Origin of the sequence: Streptomyces sp. CLV115 (genome assembly GCF_038448545.1) — a bacterium.
Taxonomy (GTDB): domain Bacteria; phylum Actinomycetota; class Actinomycetes; order Streptomycetales; family Streptomycetaceae; genus Streptomyces; species Streptomyces sanglieri.
The window spans coordinates 90,486-108,863 of the sequence record NZ_JBCEWQ010000001.1; the positions used below are offsets into that span (position 1 = coordinate 90,486).

Sequence of the window (18,378 nt, forward strand, 5' to 3'; positions counted from 1 at the left end):
CACCGGCCCGCGCACGGTGAGGATGGAGACATGGGATTCCACGTCGACTCCGAGGCCGGGCGGCTGCGCCGCGTCATTCTGCACCGTCCGGATCTGGAACTGAAGCGGCTCACCCCCAGCAACAAGGACGCGCTCCTCTTCGACGATGTGCTCTGGGTCCGCCGGGCCCGCCAGGAGCACGACGGCTTCGCGGACGTGCTGCGTGACCGCGGTGTGGAGGTGCACCTCTTCGGCGATCTGCTCCGTGAGTCGCTGGACATCCCGGTGGCCAGACGGCTCGTCCTGGACCGGGTCTTCGAGGAGAAGGAGTACGGACCGCTCGCCACCGAGCATCTGCGGGCCGCCTTCGAGGAGTTGCCCAGCGCGGAGCTGGCCGACGCGCTGGTCGGCGGCATGACCAAGCGGGAGTTCCTGGCGGGCAACAGCGAGCCGACCTCGGTCCGCTTCCACGTCATGGACCTGGACGACTTCCTGCTGGACCCGCTGCCGAACCACCTCTTCACCCGGGACACCTCGGCCTGGATATACGACGGGGTGTCCATCAACGCCATGCGCTGGCCGGCCCGGCAGCGCGAGACCGTCCACTTCGAGGCGATCTACCGCCACCACCCCCTCTTCACCGGCCCCGAGGCAGGCGCCTTCCACCACTGGTCCCAGGGGCAGGACGACTACCCGTCCACCATCGAGGGCGGCGATGTCCTGGTCATCGGGCACGGTGCCGTCCTCATCGGGATGAGCGAGCGCACCACTCCGCAGGCGGTGGAGATGCTGGCCCGCGGCCTGTTCGACGCCGGCTCGGCCCATACGATCGTGGCGCTCGACATGCCCAAGCGCCGGGCGTTCATGCACCTCGACACGGTGATGACGATGGTCGACGGCGACACCTTCACCAAGTACGCCGGGCTGGGCATGCTCCGCTCGTACACCATCGAGCCCGGCGCGGGGCCCAGGGACCTCAAGGTCACCGACCATCCGCCCGAGCACATGCACCAGGCGATCGCGCACGCCCTGGGGCTGGACTCGATCCGGGTCCTCACCGCCACCCAGGACGTGCACGCCGCCGAGCGCGAACAGTGGGACGACGGCTGCAACGTGCTGGCCGTCGAGCCGGGCGTCGTCGTCGCGTACGAGCGCAACGCCACCACCAACACCTTCCTGCGCAAGGAGGGCATCGAGGTCATCGAGATCCGCGGCAGTGAACTCGGCCGGGGCAGGGGCGGCCCCCGTTGCATGAGCTGCCCGGTGGTGCGCGACCCGGTGTAGGCGCGGCCGGACCGCACAGAGGTACGCGGGGGCGCGAACGGGTTCACGGGAGTGGGGCGGGTCGCGGCGGGGTGCGCGGCCGCGCCTCGGCGCACCCGTCTCCGTATAGCGATGCATGGTGTCGTATAGACTTCCAGAATTACCGTACGTGCGATCCCCGCCCGACCCAGGAGCTGTCCCATGGCCATAGACCTCACAGGCCGCCACTTCCTCAAGGAGCTGGACTTCACGGCCGAGGAGTTCCGCGGCCTGATCGAGCTCGCGGCCGAGCTCAAGAGCGCCAAGAAGTCGGGGACCGAGGCGCAGCGGCTGCGCGGCAGGAACATCGCGCTGATCTTCGAGAAGACCTCGACCCGGACCCGTTGCGCGTTCGAGGTGGCCGCGGCCGACCAGGGCGCCTCGACGACCTATCTGGACCCCTCCGGCTCCCAGCTGGGGCACAAGGAGTCGGTGAAGGACACGGCCCGCGTCCTCGGCCGGATGTTCGACGGCATCGAGTACCGCGGTGACAGTCAGGCGGCCGTGGAGGAGCTGGCCGCCCACGGCGGCGTGCCGGTGTTCAACGGGCTCACCGACGACTGGCACCCGACCCAGATGCTCGCCGACGTCCTCACCATGACCGAGCACAGCGACAAGCCGCTGGAGCGGATCGCCTTCGCCTACCTCGGCGACGCCCGCTTCAACATGGGCAACTCCTACCTGGTCACCGGCGCCCTGCTCGGCATGGACGTACGGATCGTCGCGCCGAAGGCGTACTGGCCCGCCGAGGGGATCGTCGCCGAGGCCCGCCGGCTGGCCGTCGGGAGCGGCGCGACCGTCACGCTCACCGAGGACGTCGCCGAGGGCGTCAGGGGCGCCGACTTCGTCGCCACCGACGTCTGGGTCTCGATGGGGGAGCCCAAGGAGGTCTGGGCCGAGCGCATCGAGGCCCTGGCGCCGTACAGCGTGACCATGGACGTGCTCCGCGCCACCGGCAACGCCGGCGTGAAGTTCCTGCACTGCCTCCCCGCCTACCACGACCTCGGCACCGGGGTCGGGCGGCAGATCGAGGCCGATTACGGACTGACGGAGCTGGAGGTCACCGACGAGGTCTTCGAGTCCGCGCACTCGGTCGTCTTCGACGAGGCGGAGAACCGGATGCACACGATCAAGGCCGTTCTGGTGGCGACCCTGGCGGCTCCGGCGGTCGGCGGCCGGTCGGCTGCATGACCATGCGCCCGATTGGGTGAACATGCGCAAAGGCGACTAATATGTTGCCTCTTGGTGGGGTTCGGGCTCGCACGCTCGAACCCCATTTTTCTGTGTGTCGCCGGGGCCCCCACAGCCCCTGACGCGCGTCCCCCCACATGCTCCACCAGAGAAGAGACCATCCCCCGTGAGTCCGCTGCGCCCACCTAGCCCCCCGCACCTGTCCGGGCCGCGCATCAAGAACCCCCACCAGCTGATCGCCGAGTCCGGCGCCGACCTGGAGGGGCACGGCCTCAAGCGCACCATGGGACTCTTCCAGCTGGTGTGCTTCGGTGTCGGTGCCGTCGTCGGCACCGGCATCTTCGTCGGCCTGTCCGACTCCGTCGCCGAGGCGGGCCCCGCGGTGGTGCTCTCCTTCGTGCTGGCCGCCATCACCTGCATCTTCACCGCCTTCTCCTTCGCCGAGCTGGGCAGTGCCATCCCGGTCTCCGGCAGCTCCTACTCCTTCGCCTACGCCACCCTCGGCGAACGCGTCGCGTTCCTCGTCGGCTGGTGTCTGCTGCTGGAGTACGGCGTCTCGGTCTCCGCGGTCGCCGTCGGCTGGAGCCAGTACGTCAACGAGCTGCTGGACAGCCTGTTCGGCGCGCAGCTGCCGGCCGCGCTCTCGGCGGGGCCCGGCGACGGCGGGGTGGTCAATCTGCCCGCCGTGCTGGTGGTCATGATGGCCGCGACCCTGCTGGTGCGCGGCGTCCGGGAGAGCGCCGGGGCCACCGCCGCGATGGCGGTCCTCAAGATCACCATCCTGATCCTGTTCTGCGTCATCGCCTTCACCGCCTTCGAGCGCGGAAACCTCGCGCCGTTCTTCGCCCACGGCGCGGGCGGGGTCACGGCCGGCGCGTCGCTGGCCTTCTTCTCGTACATCGGCTTCGACGCCATCACCACGGCGGGCGAAGAGGTCAAGAACCCGCGGCGGAACATCCCGGTCGCGATCATGGTCTGCATCGGTCTGGTCACCCTGCTCTACTGCGCGGTCGCGCTCGCCGCCATCGGCGCGCTGGGGCCGAAGGCCGTCGCCGACCGGCCGGCGGCGCTCTCGATCGTCGTCGACCAGGTCACCGACTCGACCGCGGGCGGCGGCGTCATCGCCTTCGGCGCGGTCGTCGCGATCGCCTCGGTCGTGCTCGCGGTGATGTACGGGCAGACCCGCATCCTGATGTCGATGTCCCGGGACGGACTGATCCCGCGGGTCTTCGAGCGGGTCTCGCCGCGCACGTCGACGCCGGTCGCCAACACCTGGATCGTGGCGGTCGTCTTCGCGGTCCCGGCGGCCTTCGCCTCGCTCGACGTGGTGGTGAACCTGACGACCATCGGCACCCTGGCCACCATGGTCGCGGTGAACATCGCGGTGATCGTGCTGCGGCGCCGCAATCCGGAGGTACGGGGCTCGTTCCGGGTTCCGCTCTATCCGCTGAGCCCGCTCCTGGGCGTCGGCTTCTGCGTGTACCTGATGTACGGGACGGGCCTGCGGACCTGGATCCAGTTCGCCGTCTTCCTGATGGCCGGCGCGGCGGTGTACGCCTTCTACGGCCGCAGCCGCTCCCGGCTGGCCGTCGGCGGCGCGACCGGCTGAGGCCGGGCCGGCCGGGGCCGTCGGCGTCAGGTCCGCTCCGGGGCGGCGCTCAGCTCTGAGGCGTGAGGGACGGCAGCGTGAACCACACCGCCTTGCCGTGCTCCGTGGTGCGGTGTCCGCAGGACGAGCTGAGCGTACGGATCAGCAACAGGCCCCGGCCGTGTTCCTGCCAGGGGTCCGGTTCGGCGCCGGGCCGGGGGAAGGACAGGCCGCCCGGCGGGGCGGGATCGCGGTCGTGCACCTCGACCTGGCAGCCGGTCGGCAGGAGCTCCACCACCAGCTCGATGGGCTCGTCGCTCCGAGTGTGCTCGACCGCGTTGGCGACCAGCTCCGCGGTGAGGAGCTCGGCGGTGTCGGTGTCGGCCGGCGCGTCGATGTCCGCGAGTGCGGTACGGATCAGGGCGCGGGCGATCGGTACGGCCGCGGTCGAATGCGGCAGCGCGATCCTCCAGGAGGCGGGGAAGGGGACATCGGTGGGCACGGCATGGTTTCCGTTCCGGGGCTCGGGGTCGGGTGCGGTCGCCCGCGTGGGGCGCGGGACCTTCTGGCGGTCAAGACTTCTCGGTTTCAACCTTACGAACCGCAACGACACAGACAAGGGACTGTCGACCGGTATCAAAGGGACGTTGGCCACTGAGTTCTCACGCTCCGCATATCGCGTGCTCGTGACGGAAGTCACGTACGAGTGATAAGTTCGGGGGCAGGTAGCAGCCCGACGGCTGAAGGGGAGCCCCCTCCATGAGCCCGTTTCCCAGCTCCGCCCCGCACACGGACGACTGGCGCCATCTGCGGCTGACGACGGACGACGGGGTTGCCACCGTCACGCTCGCCCGGCCCGAGAAACTCAACGCGCTCACCTTCGGCGCCTATGCCGACCTGCGCGATCTGCTCGCCGAACTCTCCCGCGAACGCAGCGTGCGAGCGCTGGTGCTCGCGGGGGAGGGCCGCGGATTCTGCTCCGGCGGAGACGTCGACGACATCATCGGCGCGACGCTCGCCATGGACACCGCCCAGCTCCTCGATTTCAACCGCATGACCGGGCAGGTGGTGCGGGCCCTCCGTGAGACCCCCTTCCCCGTCATCGCCGCCGTACACGGGGTGGCCGCGGGCGCGGGGGCGGTCCTCGCGCTGGCCGCCGACTTCCGGATCGCCGACCCGTCGGCCCGTTTCGCCTTCCTCTTCACCAAGGTCGGCCTCTCCGGCGGCGACATGGGCGCCGCCTACCTGCTGCCACGCGTCGTCGGCCTCGGCCATGCCACCCGGCTGCTGATGCTCGGCGAACCGGTCCGGGCACCCGAAGCGGAACGCATCGGTCTGATCAGCGAGCTGACCGAAGAGGGCCAGGCGGACGTACGGGCGGCGGCGCTCGCCCGCCGCCTCGCCGACGGACCCGCCCTCGCGCTCGCCCAGACCAAGGCACTGCTCACCGCCGAACTCGACATGCCGCTCGCCGCCGCGGTCGAGATGGACGCCGCCACCCAGGCCCTGCTGATGCACGGCGACGACTACGCGGAATTCCACGCCGCCTTCACCGAGAAGCGGCCCCCGAAGTGGCGGGGCCGGTAGCACGATGCCCTCCGAAGCGGCGACAGCCGGCGCGGCCCGGCCCGGATCGGCGATGCTCGGCGCGGCCCGGCCCGAAGCGGCGACAGCCGGCGCGGTCCGGCCCGGTGTGCGGCGCATCGCGGTCGTCGGCGGCGGACCCGGTGGGCTCTACGCCGCGGCCCTGCTCAAGCGGCTCGACCCGGAGCGCGAGATCACCGTCTGGGAGCGCAACGCCCCCGAGGACACCTTCGGCTTCGGTGTCGTCCTCTCCGACGAGACCCTCGGCGGCATCGAACACGCCGACCCCGTCGTGTACCGGGCCCTCAGGGAAGAATTCGTCCGGTGGGACGACATCGACATCGTCCACCGGGGCACCACCCAGACGTCCGGCGGCCACGGTTTCGCCGCCCTGGGCCGGCGCAGGCTGCTGCGGATACTGCAGGAGCGCTGCGAATCCCTCGGCGTACGCCTCCGTTTCCGCACCGAGGCCCCGCCCGCCGCCGAACTGGCCGCCACCCACGACCTGGTGATCGCCGCCGACGGGGTGCACAGCCTCACCCGCGCCGCACACGCCGACACCTTCGGCCCCCGCCTCACCACCCACCGCTGCCGCTACATCTGGCTCGCCGCCGACTTCGCTCTCGACGCCTTCCGCTTCGAGACCGCCGAGACCGCCCACGGAGTGATGCAGCTCCACGGCTACCCCTTCTCCGCCGACGCCTCCACCGTCATCGTCGAGATGCGCGAGGAGGTCTGGCGGGCCGCCGGATTCGACACCTGCGAGGTCGAGCACTCCACGCTGCGCTGCGCCAAGATCTTCACCGAGGCGCTCGGCGGCCGGCCGCTGCGTTCCAACAACTCCTCCTGGCTCACCTTCCGCACCGTCGTCAACGCCCACTGGTCGCACGGCAACACGGTCCTCATCGGCGACGCCGCCCACACCGCGCACTTCTCCATCGGCTCCGGCACCAAACTCGCCGTGGAGGACGCCCTGGCCCTCGCCGCCTGCATCGAGGAACGGCCCGACCTGCCGCAGGCCCTGTCCGCGTACGAGGCGGAGCGCCGCCCGGTCGTCGAATCGACCCAGCGGGCCGCCGCGGCCAGCCTGCGCTGGTTCGAGGAGCTCGGCACCTACGTCGACCAGCCGCCCCGCCAGTTCGCCTTCAACCTCCTCACCCGCAGCCGCCGCGTCACCCACGACAATCTGCGGCTGCGCGACGCCTCCTTCACCGCCGCCGTCGAGACGGAGTTCGGCTGCCCGCCGGGCATTCCGCCGATGTTCACCCCGCTGCGGCTGCGCGGCCTCGAACTCCGCAATCGCGTCGTGGTCTCACCCATGGACATGTACTCGGCCGTCGACGGCGTCCCCGGCGACTTCCACCTCGTCCACCTGGGCGCCCGCGCGCTCGGCGGCGCCGGACTCGTCATGACGGAGATGGTGTGCGTCAGCGCCGAGGGCCGCATCACCCCCGGCTGCACCGGGCTCTACACCCCCGAACAGGCCGCCGCCTGGACCCGGATCACCGACTTCGTCCACGCGGGAGCGCCCGGCACCGCCATCGGAGTGCAGCTCGGCCACTCCGGACGCAAGGGCTCCACCAGGCTGATGTGGGAGGGCATCGACCAGCCCCTCGACCGCGGCAACTGGCCGCTCGCCGCCGCCTCCCCGATCCCGTACGCGGCCGGCGTCAACCAGGTCCCGCACGCCCTGGACCGGCCCGGACTCGACGCCGTGCGCGAGCAGTTCGCGGCGGCGGCCCGGCGCGCCGACCACTGCGGATTCGACCTGCTCGAACTGCACTGCGCCCACGGCTATCTGCTCTCCGGCTTCCTCTCGCCGCTCACCAACCACCGCACCGACGAGTACGGCGGACCGCTGAGCAACCGGCTCCGCTTCCCCCTCGAAGTCTTCGACGCGGTCCGCGCCGTCTGGCCCGACGACCGGCCCATGACCGTCCGGATCTCCGCCACCGACTGGGCCGACGGCGGCACCACGGCCGAGGACGCCGTCGAGATCGCCCGCGCCTTCGTCGCCCACGGGGCCGACGCCATCGACGTCTCCACCGGCCAGGTCGTCCCCGACGAACACCCCGAGTACGGCCGCTCCTACCAGACCCCGTACGCCGACCGGATCCGCAACACGCTGTGCGTGCCGGTCGTCGCGGTCGGCGCGATCTCCTCCTGGGACGACGTCAACTCCCTGCTGCTCGCGGGCCGGGCCGACCTCTGCGCCCTGGGCCGTCCCCACCTCTACGACCCGCAGTGGACCCTGCACGCGGCGGCCGAGCAGGGCTACGCGGGGCCGGGCGCGCCCTGGCCGCACCCGTACCGCGCGGGCAGCCGCACCCCGCCGACCGGCCGCACGGACGCGCCGAAGCCGCGGCTCACCCTGGAGTGACGGGCAGACACTCGTGGCACAGGCACCCCGGCGGATGGGGCGCCGCGTGGTGCGCGTGCCGCTCCTCGCGGGCGATCCGCTCCAGCAGCGCGGCCAGCTCCGCGGCCTCCTCCCGTGTGCCGGGGTCCCGGCCCTCGCACCGCTTCAGCACCGCGGGGACGTACACCAACCGCGCCCGGAAGGTGTGCAGATGACGGACCCCGGTGTCGATGGTGATCCAGTGACCGGTGTGCCGCCCGTGCCCGACCGTGGTCAGCTGCTGGTGCCCCGTCCCCGGGTAGGTGCCCACGACGTACACCTTCGCGCCGCCCCGGTACGCCTTCGTGCCCGGCCGCAGCTCCTGGCCGAGATCCCCGAACCGCCGCCACCGCACCACGTTCGCGGCGACCAGCCAGACCGGCTCGGGCGTCCCGCTCACCGCTCGGCCACGCTGATCAGCAGCCGGTCCGAGACCGGCCGGTAGCCGATGCGGAGGTACACGCCGTTGCTGGTGGGGTTCGCGAGGTCGGTGAAGAGCAGCACCTCCTGCGCGCCGGCCTCCCTCGCCGCCCGGCTGATCTCCGCCGTCACCGCGGCCGCGTAGCCCCGGCCGCGGCGCTCCGGCGGGGTGTAGACCGTGGAGACCCGGACCATCCCGGCGATCCGTGGCGAGACCCCGGCCATCGACACCGGGACGCCGTCGTCCTCCCAGAGCACCAGCCCGCCGGACGCGATGCGCTCGTCGACCAGCCGCTCGGCGTGGGCACCGGACTGGCCGGTGCCTCCGGCGAAGTCGCGGACCCAGCGCACCAGCAGCTCCCGGTCGGCGGCGGCCGCGGCCCTGGGCCGTCCCGACGGGGCCGGGGAGGGCGGGACCAGCGTCGCCAGCCGGTAGAGCCGTTGCTCCTGCTCGACCCGGTGACCGGGCCGCCCGGCGGCGATCCGCTCGGCGGTGGCCCGGTCCGCGTTGATCCGGGGCAGCGGGAGCGCGGCGGTCAGCGGGCCGACCGCCTCCGGGGCGACGTATCCCAGCAGGGTCGGGTACGGCGGGGTCTGCACCAGAGTCCCCGCGATCTCGCCGGCCGCCCCGCGCCACCAGCCGAGCAGCGGGGCGGCGTCGCCGTAGGCGTGCGGGCCGTGGAGCCGCAGGGTCTCCGCGACGGTCAGGATCTGGGTGTTCTCGGCGGGCCGGGCGGCCAGTGCGGGGCCGGCCGTGTCGAGGAAGGCATCGACGTCATCGGTGAAGGACCAGGGCATGGTTCATCCTGCCGGGTGCGCGGGGAGCTCGGCACCCGCTTTTCCGGGCCGGTGGACGCGGCGCCCGGTTCAGCCCTCCCGCAGCCGGAAGCGCTGGAGCTTGCCGGTGGCGGTGCGGGGGAGGGCCGGCAGGAACTCGATGACGCGGGGGCACTTGTGCGGCGCCAGCTCGGTCTTCATGTACGCGCGCAGTTCGTCGGCCGCCGTCTCGGCGCCCTCGCGCAGCACCACGTACGCCACCACGATCTGGCCGCGCAACTCGTCCGCCCGGCCCACCACCGCAGCCTCGGCCACCGAGGGATGGTGCAGCAGGGCGTCCTCGACCTCGGGGCCCGCGATGTTGTAGCCGGAGGAGATGATCATGTCGTCGGCGCGGGCCACGTAGCGGAAGTAGCCGTCCGGATCACGTACGTAGGTGTCCCCGGTGAGGTTCCAGCCGTGTGCCACGTAGTCCCGCTGGCGCTCGTCGGCGAGATAGCGGCAGCCGACCGGGCCGCGCACCGCGAGCAGACCGGGCTCCCCGTCCGGCACCGGGCGGCCGTCCCGGTCCAGCACCCGGGCCTGCCAGCCGGGGACCGGGACTCCGGTGGTGCCGGGCCGGATCGCGTCGTCGGCGGCCGAGACGAAGATGTGCAGCAGCTCGGTGGCACCGATGCCGTTGATGATGCGCAGTCCGGTCCGCTCGTGCCACGAACGCCAGGTGGCGACCGGGAGGTTCTCCCCGGCCGAGACGCAGCGCCGCAGGGCGCTGACGTCGTGGTGGTCCATGTGGTCGAGCATCACTCGGTAGGCGGTCGGCGCGGTGAACAGCACCGAGACGTGGTGGGCGGCCAGCGCGGGCAGCAACTGCGCCGGGCCGGACTGTTCGAGCAGCAGGGCACTGGCGCCGGCCCGCAGCGGGAAGACCACCAGACCGCCGAGGCCGAAGGTGAAGCCGAGCGGCGGGCTGCCCGCGAACACGTCGTCGGGGGTGGGCCGCAGGACATGGGCCGAGAAGGTGTCGGCGATGGCGAGCACATCCCGGTGGAAGTGCATGCAGCCCTTCGGGCGTCCGGTGGTGCCCGAGGTGAACGCGATCAGCGCGACGTCGTCCGCCGCCGTCCGCACGGCCTCGTACGGCCCGGTCCTGGCCCCGGCCAGACACAGCAGATCGTCCGGTCCGTCACCTCCGTACGGTGTGACCCGCAGCCCCGGCACCCCGGCCTTCACCAGGTCGTCGACCGCCCGGGAGTCGCACAGCGCGTGACTCACCCGGGCGATGGAACAGATGGTGGAGAGTTCCGCGGACCGCTGCCGGTCCAGCACGGTGACGGCGATCGCGCCGGCCTTCAGCACCGCGAGCCAGCAGGCGGCCAGCAGCGGGGTGGTGGGGCCGCGCAGCAGGACCCGGTTGCCGGGCACCACCCCCAGGTCGGAGGTGAGGACATGGGCGATCCGGTCCACCCGCTCCCGCAGCTCCCGGTAGCTCCAGACCGTGCCGTCCAAGGTGCGGAAGGCGGGGCGGTCGGGGCCGAAGCGCTCGGCCGTACGGTCCAGCAGTTCCGCCGCGCAGTTGAGGCGGTCCGGGTACTGCAGCTCGGGAAGGTCGAAGAGCAGTTCCGGCCACTGGTCCTTCGGTGGCAGGTGCTCCCTGGCGAAGGTGTCGACGTGCGCTGAGGTCTTCGGGTCCATGACGGCTCGCCCCCTTGTCGCCTCTGGAGCGTATCGTTTGGGTGACGGTAGTCAACGGTCCGCGATAGAGCGGGTGGACAGGAATTCGGGCGGACGGGACACGGGACATCGAACGGACGGGAGAACGGGCAGGAACACGGACGGGAAAAACGGGAACGAGAGACCGGGAAGACGAGACGCGACCAGAGAGGCGCCCGTATGACGGCATTCTCACTCGATCCGGCACAGACCGCCTGGTGTGAAGAGCTAAGAACCCTTGCCGAAGAACAACTGCGCCCCCTCGCCGAGAAGGGCTCCCCCGGACACGTCAACCGCCCCCTGGTCGCCGCACTGGGCGAGACGGGGCTGCTCGACCGGATGCTGAGCTCGGGCGCCCTCGACATCTGCCTGCTCCGGGAGTCGCTGGCCCGCGGCTGCACCGAGGCCGAGACCGCGCTCGCCCTCCAGGGCCTCGGCACCCACCCGCTGCTCCGGGCGGGCACCCCGGCCCACCGCGAACGCTGGCTCCCCGAGGTGCGGGCCGGCCGTGCCGTCGCCGCCTTCGCGCTCAGCGAACCGGGTGCGGGCTCCGACGCGGCGGCCCTCGCCCTGAGCGCCGGCCCCGCCCCCGGCGGCTGGCGGCTGACCGGCGAGAAGTGCTGGATCTCCAACGCCCCCGAGGCCGACTTCTACACCGTGTTCGCCCGCACGACCCCGGGCGCCGGCTCCCGGGGCGTCACCGCGTTCCTGGTCCCCGCCGACCGCCCCGGACTGACCGGCACCGCCCTCGACATGCTCTCGCCGCACCCCATCGGGGCCCTGGCCTTCGACGGAGTCCCGGTCACCCCGGACGATGTGCTCGGTGAACCCGACCGGGGCTTCCGGGTCGCCATGGACACCCTCAACCTGTTCCGCCCCAGTGTCGGCGCGTTCGCCGTCGGCATGGCCCGCGCGGCCCTCGACGCCACCGTGGAACACACCGCCCACCGCACCGCGTTCGGCGGCCCGCTGAAGGACCTTCAGGCCGTCTCGCACCAGGTCGCCGAGATGGCCACCCGGACCGAGGCCGCCCGGCTCCTGGTGTTCGCGGCGGCCGCCGGGTACGACGCGGGGGAATCCGGCGTGCCGCGCCGGGCCGCCATGGCGAAGCTGTACGCCACCGAGACCGCGCAGTACGTCGTCGACACCGCCGTCCAGCTGCACGGCGCCCGCGCCCTGCACCGAGGTCACCTCCTGGAACACCTCTACCGGGAGGTCCGCGCGCCACGGATCTACGAGGGCGCCAGCGAGGTCCAGCGCACGATCATCGCCAAGGAGCTGTACGCGACCCGGGAGGCGTCCGCATGAGTCCGGTCCACCGGATCAACCCCGTCGACCTGTCACCGCCCACGGGCTTCTCGCACGCCGTCACGGCCACCGGCAGCCAGCTCGTCTTCCTGGCCGGGCAGACCGCCCTCGACGAGAGCGGCAAGATCGTCGGCGACGGCCTGCCCGAGCAGTTCGCCACCGCGCTCACCAATCTGCTCACCGCCCTGCGCGCGGCGGGCGGCGCCCCGGCGGACCTCGCCAGGGTCACCGTGTACGCCACCGATGTGGCCGACTACCGCGAACGGTCCGCCGAACTGGGCCGGATCTGGCGCCGGCTGGCGGGCCGCGACTACCCGGCGATGGCGGTCATCGGCGTGGCCAGGCTCTGGGACGAACAGGCCCTGGTCGAGATCGACGGGGTGGCGGTACTGCCCTGAACACACCGTACGGGCCCGGTGATCCGGGCCCGTACGGGCTCGACAACGGGTGCCGGCGCCGGTCAGTACGGCTTCACCAGCACGTGCGCCGCGCCCGGGATGCCGACCTTCAGCAGCTCGTCCTCCTCGGGCGTCGTCTCGTTGCCCGTCTCCTGCTTGAGCACCGCACGCGACATGGCCTGCACCCACATGGCCCGGGGGCGGCGGCGCGCCTCCCACGCTCCGAGCGCCGCGGCCACGTCGGACTCGGCGTCCAGCGACTCGGCGAGCACCAGCGCGTCCTCGACGGCCATCGCCGCGCCCTGCGCGATGTGCGGGGTGGAGGCGTGCGCGGCGTCACCGGCCAGGACGATCCGGCCGACGTGCCACGGCTCCTCGACCGTCACCTGGGAGATCCGCGAGTACACCACCGAGGCCGGGTCGGTGACCGTGGCGAGCGCCTCGGCGACCGGCCCGGAGAACATCGCGAGGCGCTCCGTCAACTGCTCGTGGGCCCGCTCCGGGTCCGGCCGGAAGTCCTCGGACTCCGCGAACACCGCGCCCAGGTACATCAGTTCCTCGGTGATCGGGGTGAGCAGCGCCTTCGCGTCCTTGCCCGCGGTGCCCATCACCACGCCCCGCACCTGCGGCTGCCGGGGAACCGTCACCCGCCAGTTGGCGAAGCCGGTGTACTCGGGGGTGTAGCGGTCCCCGTAGAGCCGGGTGCGCAGCGGCGAACCGATGCCGTCGAAGCCGGCCACCAGGTCCCAGCGGCCCGAGGAGCCGTCGGACAGGGTGACGTCCACGCCGGAGCCGTCGTCGGTCAGCTCGGTGATGGTGGTGCCGAAGCGGATCTTCGCACCCGCTGCGACGGCGGCGGAGTTCAGCACCCGGGCCAGGGCGGGGCGCGGGATGCCGTTGTTGGAGGGCGCGTCGCCCATCCGGGGCTGGGGTATCTCGGCGAGCGTGTTGCCGGCCGGGTCGGCGATGGTCAGGACCTCCCACTCGAAGCCCGCCGCCAGGCAGTCGTCCAGGACCCCGATCTCCCGCATGACGTGGAGGGCGTTGGACGGCTGGATGATGCCGACGCCGAGCGCGTCCACCTCGTCGCGGAGCTCGGCGATCTCGACGGTGTGGCCGCGCCGGGCCAGCGCGGTGGCGAGCGTGAGCCCGCCGATGCCGCCGCCGTGAATCAGGACGCGCAGGGGTGTTGCCATCAGGTGTCTCCAGAGCGGGAAAGGTGCGGGGAGTTACGGGCGGCGGGCGGTCAGCCGGCGGCCGCGGGCAGGCTCATCAGGTGGTCGACCAGAGCCAGCAGCACGTCCCGGCCGAACGGCCGGTCGCGGACGTCACCGATCAGCAGCGGCACGTGCGGGTCGAGGTCGAGGGCGGCCCTGATCTCGTCCGGGGTGCGGGTGTTGTGGCCGTGGAAGCAGTTGATCGCGACGACGAACGGGATGTCCCGGCTCTCGTAGAAGTCGATCGAAGCGAAGCTCGTCTCAAGCCTGCGGGTGTCGGCGATCACCACGCCGCCGAGCGCCCCGTTGACCAGGTCGTTCCACATGAACCAGAAGCGTTCCTGGCCCGGGGTGCCGAAGAGGTAGACCACCAGCTCGGAACTGACCGTGATGCGGCCGAAGTCCAGCGCCACGGTGGTGGTGTCCTTCTGGCCGACACCGGCCAGGTCGTCGACCCCGATGCTGGCCTTGGTGAGGTACTCCTCGGTGCGCAGCGGCGCGACCTCGCTGACCGCGCCCACCAGGGTGGTCTTGCCGACGCCGAAGCCTCCGGCGATGAGTATCTTGACGGCGGCGGGGGCCGCCTGACTGCTTGTCATCTTGGTTCAGAGTCTCCGGAGTCCGTCTCGAACGGCGGCCAGCAGGCCCATGTCGCGGCCGCCCGCCACCCGCGCCACCGAGAGCGGGGCGCGGGCGAGCAGCAGGCCCTGGGCGACGAGGTCGGCCAGCAGGATCTTGGTCACCGACACCGGGAGGCCGAGGTCGGAGGCGACCTCGGCGACCGCGGCCGGGCGGCGGCAGCGCTCCAGGATCATCCGGTGCTCCGGCTGGAGCCGCCCGGGCCGCACCGGCGCACCGTGCTCGTCCCGGGGGTCCTGCGCGGTCGTGAGCACGGTGATCAGGCTGAAGTCGTCCCGCTCGGGAGCGGTCCGGCCCCGGGTGATGGTGTACGGGCGCACCATCGTGCCCGCCCCGTCCTCCTCGGCCTCCTCCTCCCAGTGCGGGGTCACGCGCGCTGCCCGTCCCCGGTACCGAAGGCGTCGAACTCGCCGCGGACCGGCGTGGTGAGCTTCTGGCCGACCTGCTGCACGAGGTTGTGCATGGCGAGCGACATGATTTCGGCGTCCACCTCCTGGGAGGCGATCACGGCCAGGTGGGTGCCCTGGGCGGCCGCGATGATGAAGAGCCAGAGGTCGTTCAGCTCGACGATGACCTGGTGCACGCCGCCGCCGTTGAAGAGCTGGCCGACGCCGCGGGCCAGGCTCTGCTGGCCGGTGCAGATGGCGGCCAGCCGCTCGGCGTCGGCGCGGTCGATGGTGCGCGAGTGGCTCACCACGAGGCCGTCGTCGGACAGCAGGACGGCGTTCTGGGTCTCGGCCACCGAGTCCACCAGGCCGTCGAGCAGCCAGTCGAGGTCCTGGTGGGTGGCGGTTGTGCGTGTCATGGCCGTTCTTCTCTCGTGGGGAGCGGGATGGCTGGCGGTGCAGGCTGCTTCGGCGTCCCGTCGGTCGCGCGGGCGGCGCGGGAACGGCGCTGGAACGCCCCGATCGCGGCGCCCGCCCGGCGCGGCGCCGGCCGCGGCTGCGGGTTCTCGGACGGGCTCGGCGGCTGCGGTGCGGCGGGCCGGGAGGCCGCCGGGTCGAGCCGCAGCTCATCGGCCAGGCTGGCCTGCCGTACCCGGCGCGGCAGCGGGGGTTCCGCACCGGGCGCGGGAAGGGCGGGCCGGTCGGACCCGGGCCCGGCGTCCTGGGCGGCACGGACGGCCGCGACGTCCGGCGGGGCCGGGTGGTCGGGCTCCGGGACCGGCAACCGGGCGGGCCGGCCGCTCTCCGGCTCGGACAGCCGGGGCGCGGGAACCGGGAGGGACGCGCGGTCCGTCCCGGGGGCGGCGGAGTACGGGGCCGCGTACGGCTGCGGAGCCGCGTACGGTTCCGCGGGCGCCGCGTAAGGCGGCCGGTCACCGGGGAACTCGCCCCGGGGCGCCTCGTAGGACGGCTGGCCGCCCGGGAACCCGCCCTCGGGTGCCGGGTATGCGGGCCGGTCGCCGGGGAACTCGTCCTGGGGTGCCGGGTATGCGGGCCGGCCACCGGGGAACTCGCCCCGGGGCGCCTCGTAGGACGGCTGGTCGCCCGGGAACCCGCCCTCGGGCGCCGGGTACGGCGGCCGGTCCACCGGGTACTGGCCCGCGGCCGTCATGTACGGCCGTTCGGCCTGGCCGTACGGGCTCTCCTGAGCGGCGTACGGCGCGGCCGGCGCGGCGTACGGCTGCTCCGGCTCCTGTTCGGGCCGGTAGGGCTGCTGCTCCGGGGCCGGGTGGGGCTGTTCGACGACCGGGTACGGCTGCTCGGTGGTGGTGTACGGGGCGCCCGCCGTGTGCAGCGCGGTGACCCCGGCCAGCGCCTGGCCCTGTACCCGGGTGGGCAGCGCGCCGTCGGCCGCAGGGGCCGCGGGTGCGGCGGCGGCGGCGTCGGCCGAGGGGGCCGGCACGCCGACCGGACCGGTCCGCGGCTCGGGGACGGTGAGCTCGTCGGGGACGAGCAGGACCACGCGGGTACCGCCGTACGCGGAGGAGCGGAACTCCACCCGCAGGCCGTGCTGGTCAGCGAGGCGCGCGATCACGTACAGACCGAGACGGATGTCGTCGGAGTGGGCGAGCACGTCCATCCGGGGCGGCCGGACCATCAGTTCGTTGGCCGCCGCCAACTGCTCCTCCTCCATCCCCAGTCCGCGGTCCTCGACCTCGATGGCCAGACCCCGGCTCACCTTCGCGGCCCTGACCTCGACCGGGCTGGGCGGCCGGGAGAAGCTGAGCGCGTTCTCGATCAGCTCGGCGAGCACGTGGGACACCGGGCCGACGGCCCGCTCCGACAGCCAGGGGCTGCCGTCCAGGTCCAGCACCACGCGCCGGTAGTCCTGCACCTCGCCCTGGGCGGAACGCATCACGTCCAGCAGCGGAACCGGCTTGCGCCAGCGCCGGTGCGGGGAACCGCCCGCGAGGATCACCAGGTTCTCCTCGTACCGCCGCAGCCGGGCGGTGAGGTGGTCCAGGTCGAAGAGCCCGTCGAGCACCTCGGGGTCCTCGTGCTTGCGCTCCAGCTCGTCCAGCTTCTTCAGCTGCTGGCCGATCAACTGCTGGGTACGGCGGGCGATGCGCTGGAGCAGCCGCTCGAAGCCGCGGTGCTGGTCGGCCTGTTTGACGGCCGCCGCCAGCGCGCTGGTGCGCGCCAGGTTGAGCGCGTCGCCGAGCTGGGTCAGCTCGTCGCTCCGGCCGCCCTTGCTGTCGTGCTCGATGGCCCGCGCCTCGGCCTCGACATCGATCCGCTCGCCCCGGCCGAGCCGCTCGACGACGTCGGGCAGGGCCTTCTCCAGCTCCTCGGCCCGCTCCTGGAGGCTGCCGATCCGGCGGCGGAGGTTGCGGGTGAGACGCCAGATGGTCCAGATGACCGCGATCACGGCCACCAGGCCGACGACGGTGGTCAGCACCATCTTGAACAGCAGCGACATGACGCTGCCCTTGCCCTCCTCGACCACACTGGCGGTGCGGTGCTCAAGGAGCTTCTCGATCTGCGGGGTGAGTTCGTCCATCGCCCCGCGCCAGGTCTTCTCCTGGGCGTCGAGGGCGACGAACCCCTTCGCGTCGGCGTCGGCCGGGCGCAGCACCTCGTTCTCCACCTGCGTCTTGGTCTTCCAGGCCGAACTGCGGGTGATCTTCTCCCACATGGCCTTCTCGTCCGCGGGCAGTTGGGGAACGACCTTGGTGGAGTACTGGAGTTCCTGGCCGGAAACCGCCTCCCGGACCTGCCGCAGGTCCTCGGTGCTCAGCTTCCCCTCGGACCAGCCGCGTGCCAGCAGAGCGTCCGAGCGGGAGATCATCTCCTTGGTCCAGAACAGGTCGACCAGCGGCTGCGAGAGTGTGGTGATCCGGCCGTTGTCGACATGGCTGAGCGCCGCGAAGAGCTGGAGGTCGACCGCGATCAGGTCCGTGTAGTAGCCGTACACGGCCTTCTGCTGGTCGTTGCCGCCGTCGTCGACGAGGGCACGCTGGGCCGGCAGCTGGTTGATGGCCGTGCGGGCCTTGCCGACCGCGTCACGGACCTCGGCGGGTGCGTCGTCGGTCGCCACGTCGGAGAGCGACTGGAAGCTCTTGACGGCGTCGTCGGTCAGCTTGCGCTGCTGCCGGAGCTCTTCGGTGGCGCCCTTGTGCCGGGCGAGCGCCTCGGCGCTGAGCCGGCGCTCCGCCTGGAGGTTGTAGTACACGATGTTGGACGGCTGGCCGGCCTTCTGCGCCAGCTTCCCCTGAGCGGCCTGGCGTTGGAAGTCGAGCAGGGTCTGACCACTGGTGACGGCCCAGAGGGCGGCCAGTGCGACGCCGGGAACGATGGCCAGAACGAGCAGGGCTGTCCGCAGCGACATGGTGGTCGATTCGGTCCGCCGTGAGGCGCGCGTGCGCAGGGCGTGCTCCTTGATGATGCCAGCCTCGGGACTGGTCAAATCCGTTGAGAACTT

The 18,378-nt window shown here is 72.3% G+C and carries 16 protein-coding genes; 7 read left to right on the top strand and 9 right to left on the bottom strand.

The window, feature by feature from the left end; genetic code table 11:
• The first annotated feature begins 30 nt into the window (after positions 1-30).
• From AADR41_RS00325 to AADR41_RS00335, 3 genes are all read left to right on the top strand, one after another.
• Entirely contained in the window at positions 31-1,263 is a 1,233-nt protein-coding gene (locus tag AADR41_RS00325) for an arginine deiminase (RefSeq protein WP_124721096.1), read from the top strand.
• 180 nt (positions 1,264-1,443) lie between these two features.
• The gene (gene argF / locus AADR41_RS00330; protein ID WP_342279308.1) at positions 1,444-2,472 is read left to right on the top strand and encodes an ornithine carbamoyltransferase; all 1,029 of its coding nucleotides are present in this window, start codon (positions 1,444-1,446) and stop codon (positions 2,470-2,472) included.
• A gap of 166 nt (positions 2,473-2,638) precedes the next feature.
• The gene (locus AADR41_RS00335) at positions 2,639-4,081 is read left to right on the top strand and encodes an amino acid permease (RefSeq protein WP_342279309.1); all 1,443 of its coding nucleotides are present in this window, start codon (positions 2,639-2,641) and stop codon (positions 4,079-4,081) included.
• A 49-nt stretch (positions 4,082-4,130) separates the two neighbouring features.
• Here the strand turns inward: AADR41_RS00335 and AADR41_RS00340 are convergent, their stop codons facing one another.
• A complete protein-coding gene (locus AADR41_RS00340; RefSeq protein ID WP_342279310.1) occupies positions 4,131-4,562 on the bottom strand; it encodes an ATP-binding protein in 432 nt (143 codons plus the stop codon).
• A 257-nt stretch (positions 4,563-4,819) separates the two neighbouring features.
• Between AADR41_RS00340 and AADR41_RS00345 the strand changes: the two genes are divergently transcribed.
• Positions 4,820-5,647: an enoyl-CoA hydratase family protein gene (locus AADR41_RS00345; protein WP_317867088.1), complete on the top strand. Its 828-nt coding sequence runs from the start codon at positions 4,820-4,822 to the stop codon at positions 5,645-5,647.
• 52 nt (positions 5,648-5,699) lie between these two features.
• On the top strand, positions 5,700-8,024 hold the full coding sequence (locus AADR41_RS00350) for a bifunctional salicylyl-CoA 5-hydroxylase/oxidoreductase (RefSeq protein WP_342279372.1): 2,325 nt from the start codon (positions 5,700-5,702) through the stop codon (positions 8,022-8,024).
• Here AADR41_RS00350 and AADR41_RS00355 read toward each other — a convergent pair.
• From AADR41_RS00355 to AADR41_RS00365, 3 genes are all read right to left on the bottom strand, one after another.
• On the bottom strand, positions 8,011-8,442 hold the full coding sequence (locus tag AADR41_RS00355; RefSeq protein ID WP_342279311.1) for a hypothetical protein: 432 nt from the start codon (positions 8,440-8,442) through the stop codon (positions 8,011-8,013). The two genes, AADR41_RS00350 and AADR41_RS00355, sit on opposite strands and share 14 nt — an antisense overlap.
• Positions 8,439-9,260, bottom strand: coding sequence for a GNAT family N-acetyltransferase (locus AADR41_RS00360; RefSeq protein WP_342279312.1), 822 nt, complete (start codon positions 9,258-9,260; stop codon positions 8,439-8,441). Before AADR41_RS00360 ends, AADR41_RS00355 begins: the two co-directional genes overlap by 4 nt.
• Before the next feature lie 69 nt (positions 9,261-9,329).
• Positions 9,330-10,931, bottom strand: coding sequence for an AMP-binding protein (locus tag AADR41_RS00365; protein ID WP_342279313.1), 1,602 nt, complete (start codon positions 10,929-10,931; stop codon positions 9,330-9,332).
• Between the two features lie 198 nt (positions 10,932-11,129).
• Between AADR41_RS00365 and AADR41_RS00370 the strand changes: the two genes are divergently transcribed.
• Together AADR41_RS00370 and AADR41_RS00375 are read left to right on the top strand one after the other, a co-directional pair.
• Entirely contained in the window at positions 11,130-12,257 is a 1,128-nt protein-coding gene (locus tag AADR41_RS00370) for an acyl-CoA dehydrogenase family protein (RefSeq protein ID WP_342279314.1), read from the top strand.
• Positions 12,254-12,655 (top strand): RidA family protein, encoded by a 402-nt coding sequence (locus tag AADR41_RS00375; RefSeq protein WP_342279315.1) that lies wholly within the window; start codon positions 12,254-12,256, stop codon positions 12,653-12,655. Before AADR41_RS00370 ends, AADR41_RS00375 begins: the two co-directional genes overlap by 4 nt.
• A gap of 62 nt (positions 12,656-12,717) precedes the next feature.
• Here AADR41_RS00375 and AADR41_RS00380 read toward each other — a convergent pair whose 3' ends face one another.
• From AADR41_RS00380 to AADR41_RS00400, 5 genes are read right to left on the bottom strand one after another with little or no spacing between them, the layout of a single operon-like run.
• Positions 12,718-13,851, bottom strand: a complete 1,134-nt coding sequence (locus AADR41_RS00380; RefSeq protein ID WP_342279316.1) for an FAD-dependent monooxygenase — start codon at positions 13,849-13,851, stop codon at positions 12,718-12,720.
• Positions 13,852-13,901: 50 nt separating this feature from the next.
• The gene (locus AADR41_RS00385; protein WP_342279317.1) at positions 13,902-14,471 is read right to left on the bottom strand and encodes a GTP-binding protein; all 570 of its coding nucleotides are present in this window, start codon (positions 14,469-14,471) and stop codon (positions 13,902-13,904) included.
• Positions 14,472-14,477: 6 nt separating this feature from the next.
• Positions 14,478-14,882, bottom strand: coding sequence for a DUF742 domain-containing protein (locus AADR41_RS00390; RefSeq protein ID WP_371098985.1), 405 nt, complete (start codon positions 14,880-14,882; stop codon positions 14,478-14,480).
• Positions 14,879-15,316 (bottom strand): roadblock/LC7 domain-containing protein, encoded by a 438-nt coding sequence (locus AADR41_RS00395; RefSeq protein WP_342279318.1) that lies wholly within the window; start codon positions 15,314-15,316, stop codon positions 14,879-14,881. The genes AADR41_RS00390 and AADR41_RS00395 overlap by 4 nt, the downstream gene beginning before the upstream one ends.
• Entirely contained in the window at positions 15,313-18,363 is a 3,051-nt protein-coding gene (locus AADR41_RS00400) for a nitrate- and nitrite sensing domain-containing protein (RefSeq protein WP_342279319.1), read from the bottom strand. Before AADR41_RS00400 ends, AADR41_RS00395 begins: the two co-directional genes overlap by 4 nt.
• Between the last annotated feature and the right edge of the window lie 15 nt (positions 18,364-18,378).